9 protein-coding genes are annotated in these 14230 nt (G+C 40.3%); 8 read left to right on the forward strand and 1 reads right to left on the reverse strand.

Annotated features, from left to right (window positions below):
• Positions 1–403: 403 nt before the first annotated feature.
• On the forward strand, positions 404–1897 hold the full coding sequence (locus MUN88_RS06070; RefSeq protein ID WP_244722162.1) for an extracellular solute-binding protein: 1494 nt from the start codon (positions 404–406) through the stop codon (positions 1895–1897).
• Between the two features lie 317 nt (positions 1898–2214).
• Here MUN88_RS06070 and MUN88_RS06075 read toward each other — a convergent pair whose 3' ends face one another.
• Positions 2215–2691 (reverse strand): DUF2975 domain-containing protein, encoded by a 477-nt coding sequence (locus MUN88_RS06075; protein ID WP_244722164.1) that lies wholly within the window; start codon positions 2689–2691, stop codon positions 2215–2217.
• Between the two features lie 224 nt (positions 2692–2915).
• Between MUN88_RS06075 and MUN88_RS06080 the strand changes: the two genes are divergently transcribed.
• From MUN88_RS06080 to MUN88_RS06110, 7 genes are all read left to right on the forward strand, one after another.
• Complete coding sequence (locus MUN88_RS06080; RefSeq protein ID WP_244722166.1) at positions 2916–3407, forward strand: PTS sugar transporter subunit IIA; 492 nt, start codon at positions 2916–2918, stop codon at positions 3405–3407.
• An 801-nt stretch (positions 3408–4208) separates the two neighbouring features.
• A complete protein-coding gene (locus tag MUN88_RS06085; RefSeq protein WP_244722168.1) occupies positions 4209–5519 on the forward strand; it encodes an extracellular solute-binding protein in 1311 nt (436 codons plus the stop codon).
• Positions 5520–5627: 108 nt separating this feature from the next.
• On the forward strand, positions 5628–7439 hold the full coding sequence (locus MUN88_RS06090) for a sensor histidine kinase (RefSeq protein WP_244722170.1): 1812 nt from the start codon (positions 5628–5630) through the stop codon (positions 7437–7439).
• Complete coding sequence (locus tag MUN88_RS06095; protein ID WP_244722173.1) at positions 7411–8904, forward strand: response regulator transcription factor; 1494 nt, start codon at positions 7411–7413, stop codon at positions 8902–8904. Before MUN88_RS06090 ends, MUN88_RS06095 begins: the two co-directional genes overlap by 29 nt.
• 84 nt (positions 8905–8988) lie before the next feature.
• Positions 8989–9861, forward strand: coding sequence for a carbohydrate ABC transporter permease (locus MUN88_RS06100; RefSeq protein WP_244722176.1), 873 nt, complete (start codon positions 8989–8991; stop codon positions 9859–9861).
• Positions 9862–9864: 3 nt separating this feature from the next.
• Positions 9865–10737 (forward strand): carbohydrate ABC transporter permease, encoded by an 873-nt coding sequence (locus MUN88_RS06105; protein WP_244722179.1) that lies wholly within the window; start codon positions 9865–9867, stop codon positions 10735–10737.
• A 15-nt stretch (positions 10738–10752) separates the two neighbouring features.
• The gene (locus MUN88_RS06110; RefSeq protein WP_244722183.1) at positions 10753–13830 is read left to right on the forward strand and encodes a beta-galactosidase; all 3078 of its coding nucleotides are present in this window, start codon (positions 10753–10755) and stop codon (positions 13828–13830) included.
• Positions 13831–14230 lie beyond the last annotated feature (400 nt).

The raw sequence follows: 14230 nt of genomic DNA on the forward strand, positions 1-14230 counted from the left end.
TAATATTTCCCTAAATTCAATAAGTTTAACAGAATAATAGAAATTTTAATAGTATTGATAGAAGATTACTTTCGAAAAGTTTATAACTTAGGAGGAGGAAAAGTATAAGGAATTTTTTCTTTCATCAAATCACAAGCCAGATAAAAGAAAATGATATCTAATCATAAGATCGGTGAAAAACCTATCTCTCAAGCCTTTTCTCGCAAGCACAATACAAGGAAAATAATCACTTTGTTATATAATCATGCAGGTGTAGAGAATAATGATTATTCGTGAAACGCTCCCCTTCTAACAAGCGCTTTCAAAAGTGATGAAAAAATGATTATATACATCATTAAAGCGCTTGCTTATGATAGAGGTGTACAAGGTAAATCAATGAACATAAAAAATAGGAGGGTTTCATTTGGCTAAGTGGAGTAAAGCGTTAGGAATATTGCTATTACTTTTCATATTTGCATTAACGGCTTGTAATAGCGAAGAAAGTACTTCAGGTGATCAAGTTGATGAGGACGGCACATACTCTTTTACTATGATGGCCAACCTGCACACACCAGAGGTACCTGAAGAGAAGGTACTAAATAAAATAGAGGAGAAAACCAACACAGATATAGAAATACAGTGGGTGCCTGATAATAACTATGAAGACCGTCTGAATACGGCTTTTGCAACTAGTTCATTACCTGATGCTGTGTTCCTTAAGAATCAGACTTCTTTTGTTCAATTCCGCGATGCCATGGAAGATGGACAATTTTGGGAAGTAGGAAAATACTTAGATGAATTTGAGAACTTATCTAAATTAAAGGACAATATTCTGGATAATACACTTGTAAATGGCAAGCAGTATACCTTATACCAAGGTCGTCCTCTATCAAGACAAGGCATAATCTACCGTAAGGATTGGGCGGAAAATTTAGGATTGGAAGCTCCGACCACAACGGAAGAATTTATGGAAATGGCAAGAGCATTTACAGAGGATGACCCAGATAGCAACGGGAAAGATGATACCTTTGGTGTAACCGACAGAAGTGACTTAGTATATGGAGCATTTAAAACCGTTTCCTCTTGGTTTGGCACACCTAATAATTGGGGAGAAAAGGATGGAAAGCTTCTTCCGGAATTCATGTTTGATGAATACATTCAAACGATGGATTTCTTTAGAGAAATGCACCAAAACGGTTATATTAATCAGGACTTTCCAGTAACAAGTAAGCCTGATCAACAAGAATTCTTTAAAAACGGAACAGCTGGTATATACGTAGGCTCAATGGGAGATGTTCAGAGCCTGTACGAAGATGCTGTAGCACTTAATCCAGACATTCAATTTGGTGTGCAAAATAAAATTGCTGGACCAGATGGCGAATACGGTATTTGGGCGATTCCTGGTTATGGAAGCTTAGTCATGTTCCCTAAAAGCTCGGTAGAAACAGAAGAAGAATTAAAGAAAATACTAGGCTTCTTTGACAAAATGATGACACCAGAAATTGCAAACCTTAGCTACTGGGGAATAGAAGGGGAGCATTATTCCGTAAAAGATGGAAGAGCTTTACCTGTTGATGACAACGAATTAACTAATCGGGAAGTGAAACCGTATCAGTCGATTTTGATCGGTGAACCAGAAACAAATGGGCGTTATGAAGGATATTTCGATTTAGATGTCAAAGCGCAAGCAGAAAATTTAACGAAAGAGAATGAAAAGTACTTGATTGAGGATCCGACCGTACCACTATACTCTGAAACATTTGCTAATGATGGTGCAAGACTTCAATCTTACATTACAGATGCAACTAATCAATACATTCTTGGACAAATTGATGAGGAAGGATTCAAACAAGCAGTACAGAAATGGCGAGATGAAGGCGGGAACGATATTATTGAGGAATATAATGCATCGAAGTAATAGGAGCAACTTCCTCCTTTCCTGAACAGTAAGGATTTCATTACAAATAAATTGCACAGAGAATCATTAGAGGACGCTTATCAGCTAGTGTTCATTGCAAAAAGACGCACTTTAATAAGAGGCATTATCTTGTCAAAGAGATGCCTCTCTTTTTTTATCGATAGTTTTTTATAAGCAGTTAAAACCCCCATCTTTTATCACCCACTTGTTACGGTCTATTCAATAATGTACATAAAAAAGACTTACTGAGGACTTGCGAAACAAATGAATAGAAATAACTTCGCCCTTCTTTAGGTATCAAAGCAACCTTCTTAATGTCATACGATAAAATCATTTTCTGATTTAATGGCTATAGCATTTTGTAATAATTTCTCAAGGACTGCAGAAAAGACAGCAATAATGGTTGAGGCAAAAATGATGATGAACCCGATAATGGCTATTCCGGGATGCAACGCTTGTTGTGTGATAAGAAAAATGCTGCCTAAAACATATAAAGCACTAATAGTATTTGCACTGAATTTAATATACTTTAATGCCGTTACAGACAGTTCAGAGAAAGCATTGTTATTGTTAATATAGTTTAAGAGCTTGAATGCCTGAAAGATAGCTATGAAAAATGGTATTGTCGTTACATACAAACCGATTAAAACCGGATAATGTAAGTGAGCATATTCTGGAAACATTCTAGTTGTATCATTGGCTAATTTAGGGAGTAAAAAAATACTTAATGAAATTACTATACTTCCAATAAGAAATATCGCTATCTTTAAAAAAAGTGTGGTACTTCGTTTCATAGAAATGACACCTCACCTATTTATTGATAATGTTAATTTAGCACATTATTTATCGAAAAACAATAAATAATTATCATTTTTTAATTCGTTATTGTTGTTTTGTAAGACTGTTAACGGTTTGTTTGTTCCACGTGAAACCTTCTCCGTTTTAAATAATGGTAGCAGGGAATAAATCACTATAACGAAAGAAAGCGATTTTAAAATGAAATGGGGAGGTACGTAACATGTTCAAAAATCTTTTTGGCAAAAAGGAAACTATCGAAACACTGTTAGCCCCTTTAACAGGTAAACTGGTAAACATGGAAGATGTACCTGATGAGATGTTCAGCAAGAAATTATTAGGGGATGGTCTTGCCATTGAACCAATGGAAGGGACAGTAGTTGCACCTGTGGATGGTGAGGTAGTGCAATTTTCGGATACAAAGCATGCGGTTGGCATTCAAAGCAAAAATGGCTTGGAGCTGTTAATTCATATTGGCTTAGAAACCGTGGCATTGAAGGGTGAAGGCTTTGAAGGCCATGTCTCGCAAGGGGAGAAAGTGAAGGCAGGAGATAAACTTGTCACATTTGATTTGCCATTTATTAAAGAAAAAGCAGACAGCATTATCTCACCAATCGTGATCACTAATTTTGTTGAGGTGGAATCGTTGAAAAAAAGTGAAGAAACGAACCTGGTGGCTGGGGAGTCTACATTGATGACGGTCAGCAAAAAGTAATGAATGGATAATATAAACGATTAAGGAAATGGGAGCTGGATGATTTCAGTTCCTTATTCTTTGCACGTTAGGAAAGCATAAAATTTTAGCTTAAGGAATAAAAGTTAGGTTCTTATAATACGGATTATGTTAATTAAACTGTTTTATTTTGACAAATAGGATAGCTTCTTTTTGATGGATTGAAGGAAAAAGAACGGGTTCAGTGAGAGTAATTATTTAAACGCAACCCGGCCCAATCGGACAAAATCGAGGGGGAGAAGTGAGCGATTGTCCGAAAGAAGAGCCCAATTGGACAAAATCAAGGGGGAGAAGCGGTCAAGTGTCCGATAGAACACCCTCAATCGTCCAAAACAAACAAATAAGCCGAGGCGTCCGATAGATAAAACATTCGTCAGCACCAGCATCAACCAATCCTTTCATTCTCCATAAAAACTTGTTAGGACCGGGTGGTTTTTCTAATATGTATAGTAAGGATAGCCATTTTACTGACTATAGGAACTAGTTTGTTTCCTCTTATAGACAACGATCAATATGCTTTCTTTTTCTTCACAAAGTTAGCTTCAGCTGTGCCCCACAGGACGCGAGAACCGATCGCCCAGCACATTGTCGATTTCAAAATGCCCCCTAAACTAATAACGTAATCCTAGCATACTCCCACAAAATGATTTCCTCAATCCAAATGTTAAATATTCTCCATCAACCATAAATTATTGGATATTATATTAACTTTCTTGTATTTTTAAGATTAATATCCTGTGAGATAATCCTTTTTGAAAGCGATAACAAAATGGAGGGTTGATAATGAGAATATGGAGCAAACACGTACTTTTAGGTATTGTAATTTTATTAATCAGCTTCTTAGCAGCGTGCTCAGGAAGTGGTGAGGAGGCTTCCTCTGGAGAGGATACGAACAACGAGGATGCTGTTGAACTGACATTCTGGAAATCTGAAGATATTGGCCGGGCCGATTATCAAGCATTTATGGATATCGTCGAGAAATTCGATAAAGAGCATCCGGACATTGATCTTCAAGTCGATACGACGCCAAATGCTGATTATCGAACAAGATTAAACACACAGGCAGCAGGTGGACAGTTACCTGACATGTTCCAAGTATGGCCAGGTGCTGAGTTAGAACCACTAGTAGAAGGTGAAGCGGTTCAGCCTATCAATAATATTATGGGCTATTGGACAGAAGAAACAGGGTTATTAGATCCAGAAGATTTTGAAGACTTCTCTGTTGATGGTAATGCCTATGCTGTTCCTGCCAACACGAATCCAACACACATGATTTTTTATGATAAAGATATGTTAGCCGATGCTGGATATGACAAGTTCCCAACAACCTATGATGAATTCCTTCAACTGATAGATGACCTGAAAGCAAATGATGTGACACCAATTGCGCTCGGAAACTCCGATGCATGGGTCCTGCAATCCGTTTATATTTCTACCATCGCTGACCGATTTACCGGAAGTGATTTCCTCGAAGGTGTGGCAAATGGTAAACGAGCATTTACGGATGAAGATTTTGTGAAGTCATTAGGAGTCATCGATGAATTAGTGAAAAAAGGTGCCTTTAATGAGGACCTGAACACGATCGACAGTTCGCAAATGATTGATTATTTCCTTCAAGGAAAAACGGCGATGGTAATGGATGGGAACTGGGGTATTTCTGCAATTCTGGAAAACATGCCAGAAGATAAAAATGTTGGAGTAGCCATGATTCCTTTAAATGATAAGAAAACAATGTCAACGGTGGCTGGAACAGGAGTGGCGATCAACAGTGAATTAGAAGGCGAAAAACTCGATGCAGCACATACCTTTTTAAAATATGTTTACAACCAGGAGCTTTGGGAAGAGTTGATTAAAGTCGGGCGCCCGGTTATTGCGAATGTAGAGGTGCCTGAGGATGCAGATCTTCACCCACTGCAACAAGAGATGCTCGACTTAATAGCGGAATCCGAACCAGCACCAGTATATGATGCGACACTGATACCGGCAGTAAATGATCAGTTAGAGAATGAACTGCAATCGATAACGGTTGGTGGTTCCACGCCTGAAGAGGCAGCGGAAAATATCCAGCGTGTACAAGAAAGTGAACAGAAGTAGTAGATAGAAAAAGTAGAGTGTCTTACGGGATACTCTACTTTTTGCACTTATGGATAATGTTATACTCTATTTATAAACAAACTCTGGATGAAATAGGGGTAATCAACAATGCAACTAATTCAACATATAAAAAATAGCCTTAGATGGAAATCAGTCATTATCTTTCTGTTGCTAGTTACGATACCGAGCGGTTTAATCGGTTCCATTGTTCTCTATCAATCTAACAAAATATTAAAAGAACAGATTATTACGACGACGCATCGCAATTTAAACAATATGGAGTCCCAACTCAATAATGTGGTGGCAGAAGTGGAAGACATTTCGAGATACATGATTTACAGTCAGGAATTCCGTGATTTCATGACGGCCCCGGCGGTGACAGGGGAGGATTACAATCATTTAAATCAAGTACGTCGCAATATTAATGGGTTCTTTGTATTTCATCAATCGGAGAAAGAGTATTTTCATTCTTTTCAAATTGAAGGACAGAATCAGCAAGTTCTGTCAGCAGGCGATACGGTCATAGGAAACGAAGCAAAATGGATGCAGCAGGCGAAGGATATGGAAGGAAAGATACTGTGGAGCCCTCCTTATCAAGTGCATAATCAACAGACCAATCAAGAAGAAAAAGTGATCACCTTGTACCGTATGATCAATAATCTTTACGATATTAGACAGCCAATTGGAATGGTTCGGATCCGCCTTGATTTGCAAGCGCTGTATCAGCATGTAACAGACGGCTTTACCAACACTCAGCATCAAGCTTTCTTTGTGCATAATCAGGCACAAGATATTACCGGGACTGCATCCGAACAGGGCTTTAACTACCAAACACTCATTGAGAAAATTCATACAGAAGGGGACAGTTTCCAGCTCGAATCGGATAGTGAAGTGTATTACGGTGTTTCACGATATATCGAACCAATTGATATGCACTTAGTATCCGTTGTCAGCGAAAAGTATATTTTATCGGAAATGAGAGACATTCGCTCGACATTCGGATATATGATTCTGATCGCTGTGTTTATGGGGTTAATGACATTTGCCGGATTTGTTTTCTTTGTGGTTCGTCCTATCTTGGAATTAACGAGAGAGACGAAACGACTGGAGCTTGGCGATTTTAAAGCACAAGTGAAAATCAGGTCAAAAGATGAAGTCGGTCAGCTCGGTTATCGCTTTAATTCGATGGTTGAACAGATTCAGCGACTGATTGACAGTAAATACAAACTGGAGATTCAGCATAAACACTCTGAATTAAAAGCACTGCAAAGCCAGATTAATCCCCATTTTCTTTACAATACATTAGATATGATCCGCTGGACAGCGCGTTTGGAACAAGCACCGGAAACAAGTAAAAGTATTGAAGATTTATCGACGCTATTTCGGATTACACTCAGTCAGGGGAAGGTGTGGATACCGTTAAAGGATGAAATAAAATATGTCCAAAGCTACATGGAATTGCAGAAAAAACGATTAGGCGATACCTTTCACTATGCCATTTTTATGGAAGCAGGTTTAGCTGACAGTATGGTGCTCAAATTGATGCTAGAACCGCTTGTGGAGAATAGCTTTAAGCATGGATTTAAACAATCACAGGAAAACAAAAATATTACGATACGCTGTTATCTGAAAGAGGATATGATGGTAATCGATTGTTTGGATAACGGAATCGGCATCGACAGCAACAAGGTTGAGCAATTGCTTCATACCGCGGAAGAGCAAGATAGTTATGCTTTGAAGAATGTTCATGCTCGTTTGATCAATGCGTTTGGTCCTGCTTACGGTATCGAGATAATCGATGTGCCAGAGGCTGCCTGTGTCCGTTTAAACCTTCCTTGGATAAAAAATGAACAAATGCTGAGCGATTTAATAGAAGGAGATGACAAGTGGAATGACATTAAAAATGTTGATCGTGGATGATGAACCGTTAATATGTCAAGGATTAGCCAACACCATCCCGTGGGACCAAATGGGTATTGAAATTGTCGGGTCTGCTATAAATGGTAAGAAAGCATTGGAAGTCATGGAGAAGGAACAGGTCGATATTGTCATCACGGATGTTAATATGCCAGAAATGGACGGAATCGGTTTGTCGAAAGCAATCGTAGACGGTTTTCCGGAAGTGAATATCATTATGATCAGTGGTTATGAGGAATTTGAGTATGCTCGACAGGCACTTCGAATCGGTGTCCAGGATTATTTATTAAAGCCCGTGGATATAGACGAATTACTAGCATTGGTCGAAGAGGTTAAACAACAAAGGGAGGAAGCAAGAAAGAAGGAGCAGGCGAAGCAGAAGACTTTGCTGACCAACTATTTATCTCAGCAATTATTTCAGCTGCCGGATTCATCGAATCTCTCCGAAAGAGTTGATAGCCAGGCATATACTTATCGAATGTTGCTCATCGAAAAGAGAAACTATAACCAAGCTGCCTGGTCATCTGATCAAATAAAAAGTTTGATCGATTACCGTTCTATTTGTATCGAAATACACGAAAATCAGCTGGTGCTGTTTGTTTATGCACAAGAGAACATATCGGATCAGCAAGTAAACAGCCTTACCACGGTAATGATGGCAGTAATGGATCAGGAAATATCGATAGCGGTTTCATCTAATTATCAGGACTTGCATCAACTTGCCTCGCTCCATCAGGAATTAAACGAGCGATTAAGTTTTTACCGTGGTACTGACAGACAGATTGTGACGGATGCAGAAGACATTCCTGTTGAACAAGAGTACGAGCTGGATCAACAACTCGTTTGCAACATTGCAGATGCTGTTTTTCAACAGGATCGGGAAGAGACAGAAGAAAAAGTAGATCAGTTTTTTACCGAATTCAAACAAAAAGGAATAACCCTCAATCAAATAAAAGAGGCATGCTGTTGTCTGCTGGAATCCATCAAGGAAAGAGGTCAGGACTCCTCTTTTGCTGAAATGGAGCTTGGCTTGCACGAGGGTCTCGACTTACTTCTGTTTAACAGTGTGGAGGCACTCCGGTCGTTATTGTTAGAGGATCTCGACAGTATGATGGACTACCTGCAGCGTACGAATGACAGCCATTGGATTATTCAGCAGGCCAAGCAATATATCGAGAAGAATTTCCAGAAGGATGTCAAAGCACTGGAAGTAGCAGAAGCGCATTATATTACCCCTAACTATTTCAGTATGCTATTTAAACAAGAGACAGGTTTCAGTTACTCTGAATATCTCAATACGATACGGATTAATAAGGCGAAAGCATTGCTAAGTGAGACCTCAAATAAAGTCTTTGAAATCGCTGAGTATGTAGGATACCGGGAGTACAAGTATTTCGTCCAAGTGTTTAAAAACTATGTCGGGATCACACCGACTCAATTTCGCAAGCTCCATTCCATAGAAAAGTAGATATAATGTTAACTTTATAGGATTACTGAAAAATGTAAGCCCTTTTATAATAAAGAAAAGTTAACACTTGGAGGGAGTGACCACATGCATTTACTAAAAAAACCATGGATTATCGCAGTAGGTGTTATACCTGCATTAACGCTTTATTTAATTTTTAGCATTGTGCCGATCTTTATTTCTTTTTATTATTCCTTTATGTCCTGGAATGGCTTTTCAGAGATGCAGTTTGTCGGATTGGCAAATTTTCAAGAAGTCTTACAGGATAAGGTATTCTGGTCATCGGTACGAAATAATGTACTGGTTGTCTTAGCGTCCGTATTCGGTCAAATACCGATTGCATTGGCATTAGCCTTATTGTTAAACCGCAAAATAAGAGGGGCTAAATTCTTCCGAACGGTTGGGTTTATGCCGGTTGTTATCTCAACCGTCGTTATTTCGATCACGTGGCGGATGATTTATAACTCGGAATACGGTATGATCAATAATTTTTTGGAAGCGGTAGGGTTAGGTTTCCTGCAGCAGAATTGGCTTGGTGATCCAACCTGGGCGATGATTGCTGTGTGTATTACGATTATTTGGCAGTTTGTCGGCCTTTACTTTATTATTTTTCTGTCAGCTTTGCAAACGGTACCAAAAGAAATATTGGAAGCCGCTGAGCTGGACGGGGCATCGGAGTGGATGAAAACACGCTATGTCGTGATTCCATCAATATGGAACATTATTTTAATTTCGATTGTGCTTTGTATCAGTGGCAGTTTGAAGACATTTGATTTAATTTACGTGATGACTTCCGGTGGACCTGCTAATTCAACAGAAGTAATGGCGACATATATGTATGACAAAACGTTTGAAGGACTTCGTTACGGCTATGGCAGTGCAATTTCTGTTCTAATCTTTGTCTTTAGTATTGGGCTTATTATGATAACGACTAAATTACTTCAGAGAAAAGAGGTGTAGGGAATGAGTGAAACAACGGTTAACTACGATACAGTATCGAAACAGGCGCGCAAGAAAAAGAGAGTGAAACGTGGGACCATTTATTTGGTTTTAATATTGTTTACCATTATCAATGCGTACCCAATATTCTGGATGATTATGAACTCGTTTAAAACCGGGCAGGAATTTTCCTTTGATCCGTTCGGTTTGCCTAATGAATGGGTGTTTGTCAATTATGTGGAAGCATGGGTGACTGCCAATATCGGCTCCTATTTCTTTAACAGTTTATTTGTGGGGATTGTGGCGTTACTTATTTGTATTCTGGTTGGGGCATTCGCTTCCTATTTCCTCGCTCGCTTCCAGTTTAAAGGAAGGAATGTGTTGTACGGGTTTTTCGTAGTCGGTTTATTGGTACCGATCCATGCTACCTTGGTGCCGATGTTTATTCTGATGCAGAAGCTCGGATTTATTAATACCCATCTGGCACTGATTTTTCCATATGTGGCGTTTAATTTGCCGATTACGATATTCCTGTTAACTAGCTTCATGGGTTCCTTTCCCAAGGAAATCGAAGAATCAGCGATTATGGATGGCTGTGGCCCCTTTCGGATTTTCTGGTCGATTATTCTGCCCATGAGTCGTCCGGCATTAGCGACCGCTGTTATCTTAAACTTTATTAACAACTGGAACGAATTCTCGTTTGCATTAGTATTGATTAATGATGATTCGTTAAGCACATTACCATTGGGGTTAGCCAATTTTGCCGGTGAGTATACGACTAATTATACCGCACAAATGGCTGGATTAACGATGGTGTTAATACCAACGATTCTCTTCTATTTAGTGATGGAAAAACAAATCGTCAATGGCATGACACAAGGTGCCGTAAAAGGATAAGAGGAGGACTAGTACGTGACAAAGACATTAATTTTCTATGATGACCAATTTCCTTATGAAGGTACAAGGCCCTCAAAAGCATGGTTAGATCAACTGAGTGAAACATTCGAGGTGGTTACCGCGGATCGACTTGGTGAAGCTTTAGCGGATCAGGATTTTAGCAGCTATGTGCATTTACATGGTCCATATTTTCCAAAGGAAGCATGGCCGGATTTGTTAGCTTTTTTCAAAAAAGGGCATGGTCTGCTTCATATCGGAGGTGCGCCATTCCGTTGCCCTGTTCATCTGTCTGGACACGGTGAATGGGAAGTAGAAAGGGCACAAACAGCTTACCACCGTCAATTACAAATACATGAGGTATTGCCGGTCGCCTCTGCTCCAGTAGAGAAACTGCAGGCAGATCACAAGCTGCCGGTTTTGGAAGGGAAAGAATCATTATTTTCAATTAAGCCTACACATAATTTGATTTTGCATGTCACCCGACATCGCGATCGGCCCGAAGAGAATGGTTCGAGCGGTCCAATGGATGCGCACATTCATCCGTTATTGAAAGGTATCTCCAAAGATGATCGTGAGGTAGCCGCTCCAGCAGTATTAGTAGAGAATACGAAGGGTGATTTTGCTGGTGGCAGATGGTTGATGATCAATCAAACGATTGGTGATCGTTTTTGGGAAAATGGCGGGGGAGCGGTTATTTCAGAATGGGCTGATTTTACGAGAAATGGTGTAACGGAAATTTGGGTGAAGCCGAATTATGCGACCTATGAGCCGGGAGACCGTGCGAGCATTACGATTCAGATTGAGGAAATGATCCAGCAATCAGTGGAATGGCAATTTGCTATCACGATTACAAAGGATTCACAGATTGTCTGGACAGGAACTGAAACGATAACCGCGACAGATGAGGTGCAATTTCTGCGGATTCCCGTAGACGTTGTGATTCAAAAAGGACAATATCTAATAGAATGTCTGGCTACATCTGCTTCAAGAGAACGGCGTATCTACACGCAAGGATTCTGGGGAAATGATCCGGAATTATTGCAGCAGGGAAGTGTGATGGAAGCACGAAGAGATTACTTCTGGAAAGATGGAAGACCTTTTCCGATTGTTGGCCAAACCTATATGACGTCTGACGTGGCCCGCAAATTTGTCTTTATGCCGAACGTCGCTGCCTGGGACTACGATATGGCAACGATGAAGGAGGCTGGGATTAATTTAATCCGTACGGGACTTTGGACGGGTTGGCGTCATCTGATGTATATCGATGGTCATCCATCGGAGGAGGTGTTGCGATCAATCGACGCGTTTCTGCTTACTGCCAAAAAGCATAATATCGAGGTAACCTTTAACTTTTTTGCCTTTACGCCCATTGCCTATGAGGGAGAGAACCCTTATCTTGATCCCCGCAGTGTAAAAGCGCAGAAACGATTTATCCGGGCATTGATAGCAAGACATGCCGATACTACCAATGTGCAATGGGATTTAATCAATGAACCGTCCATGTTTGATCCGGAGCGCTTTTTCCAAGGACCGCGTGCCGTCCATGATCGTTTTGAACAAGCCGCTTTTGAAAAATGGCTAAAGGATAGACATGGGGCGATTACGGTATTGCAGGAGCGTTGGGATATGACGCCGGAAGAGCTGCCAGATTTTGAGTCGGTTGTATTACCGGAACAGGATGATATTAATTTTGATATAGAGAAGATGAAGCAGCCCAAACAAGGACTGCGTTGGCTGGACTATACTTTATTTACGATGGCTATGCATAACAAGTGGGCAAGCGAATTAACGGAAACGATTAAGTCGGTTAACGCGAAGCAGCTTGTGACAGTTGGTCAGGATGAAGCAATGTACAGCCAGCGTCCTACTCCTTTTTTCTATCAGGAGGCAGTTGATTATACGACGGTGCACTCGTGGTGGCTGATGGATCAGCTTGTCTGGGATGGAATTTTTACCAAAACTCCTTACAAGCCGAATTTAATTCAGGAAACAGGTATTATGTATGTCGAAACAGCAGACAGTAAAGCGAAACGGTCGGAAGAGGAGTTACGCAATATATTGGAGCGCAAGTATGCCTATGCCTTTTCAACCGGTGGGGCAGGTGCGGTCCAGTGGTTATGGAATACCAACTTTTATATGGATAATACGAACGAATCGAATATCGGTGCATTACGTGCGGATGGGACACAAAAACCGGAAGCAGATGTCTCCTATGATTTTGGAAAATTTATCAGTGAGATTCGTGACTTGTTTATCGACCGTGAATTAGAAGATGTAGCAGTAGTGTTTCCTTATTCGAACGACTTTTCTAATCGGAAATTTGCCTTTGATGCAACCACATCATTAACGAGAGTACTTGCGTATCAAATGAATGTACCGTTCCGGGCGATGGGAGAATATCATCTTGAGGCGCTGGAGGAACAGCCGCCGAAGCTGTTGATTGTGCCAAGTGCCCATAACTTTAGTAAGGAAGCAGCCGAGAAAATTTTCAACTATGTGAGAGAGTCCGGCGCTACCCTTTTATGGACAGGTCCAATGGGGCTTGATGCGTATTGGGAGCATTTACAGCCACTTGCTGACCTTTTCGGAGAATACCGCTTGTCCAATGTGGTTCGGGAAGAACTGTTGGCGATAAACGGTGTAAAGCATCCTGTGTCATTTGGTGATCGTCGCATTGGTGAAGTAAATAAAGAAGTAGTAGTCGAAGATGATAGCAGACTAATAGAAAGCGAGCTTGGACAGGGAAAAGTGCTGTGGTGTCCATTGCCGGTTGAGTTGAATGAACGTACGGAAGTGTTAGAAGCTGTATACCGTCAAGCGATGGAGCATGCTGGTGTGGCAGCAGAGTTGAAATGGCTGGAAGGTGGCGATCTACCCGGAATCTATGGAAGAAAATTGACCTTCCGCGATGGTTACCTTTATACATTTGTGTCAGAGTATGCTAGTGACACAGCTGTTAAAATACAGGATCCTGTTACTCGTCGTGTCTATCAATTTATATTGGAAAAAGAACGGTCGGTGTTATTTGCGACGGATAAGCAAGGTGAGATGATAGCAACGTATCGGGAGCAGGAGATTTATTGTGGAGAATGATAGTTTGAAATGAAAAGAATGAGAAAAGTGTATAACTATTTTTATAAGAAAACGGATATGAACAATAATGCGGGATTGTCCGAAAGAAGAGCTCTATCGACCAATGCGTCCACGAAAAGTAGTGGAATTGTCGAGCAAGAGAACCCCCCTACCCAGTAGTAGATCAAGCTGTGGCAGTAATCCAAGTTACCTTGTTCATTCATTTAGAATTCATTCATAGAAGATATTTTTACGACTAAAAAGAAAAAGCCGAACAGAACACAGATATTTGTAATAAAGTCCGTGTTTTGTTCGGGTATTATCGTGACTAAAAAGGCCGCCCTCATATTGCAGACCGATCGTATACGTAATCGTCTGTTGTTCAATACAGTAGACTTGTTCCATTTGGAAGGGAAGCTGT

This window comes from Gracilibacillus caseinilyticus (assembly GCF_022919115.1).
Lineage (GTDB): Bacteria > Bacillota > Bacilli > Bacillales > Amphibacillaceae > Gracilibacillus > Gracilibacillus caseinilyticus.

Excerpts from the sequence above, each read along its gene's own strand:
- MUN88_RS06075 (WP_244722164.1), bottom strand. The coding sequence starts at position 2,691 with ATGAAACGAAGTACCACACTTTTTTTAAAGATAGCGATATTTCTTATT.
- MUN88_RS06080 (WP_244722166.1), top strand. The coding sequence starts at position 2,916 with ATGTTCAAAAATCTTTTTGGCAAAAAGGAAACTATCGAAACACTGTTA.
- MUN88_RS06085 (WP_244722168.1), top strand. The coding sequence starts at position 4,209 with ATGAGAATATGGAGCAAACACGTACTTTTAGGTATTGTAATTTTATTA.
- MUN88_RS06090 (WP_244722170.1), top strand. The coding sequence starts at position 5,628 with ATGCAACTAATTCAACATATAAAAAATAGCCTTAGATGGAAATCAGTC.
- MUN88_RS06095 (WP_244722173.1), top strand. The coding sequence starts at position 7,411 with ATGACATTAAAAATGTTGATCGTGGATGATGAACCGTTAATATGTCAA.
- MUN88_RS06100 (WP_244722176.1), top strand. The coding sequence starts at position 8,989 with ATGCATTTACTAAAAAAACCATGGATTATCGCAGTAGGTGTTATACCT.
- MUN88_RS06105 (WP_244722179.1), top strand. The coding sequence starts at position 9,865 with ATGAGTGAAACAACGGTTAACTACGATACAGTATCGAAACAGGCGCGC.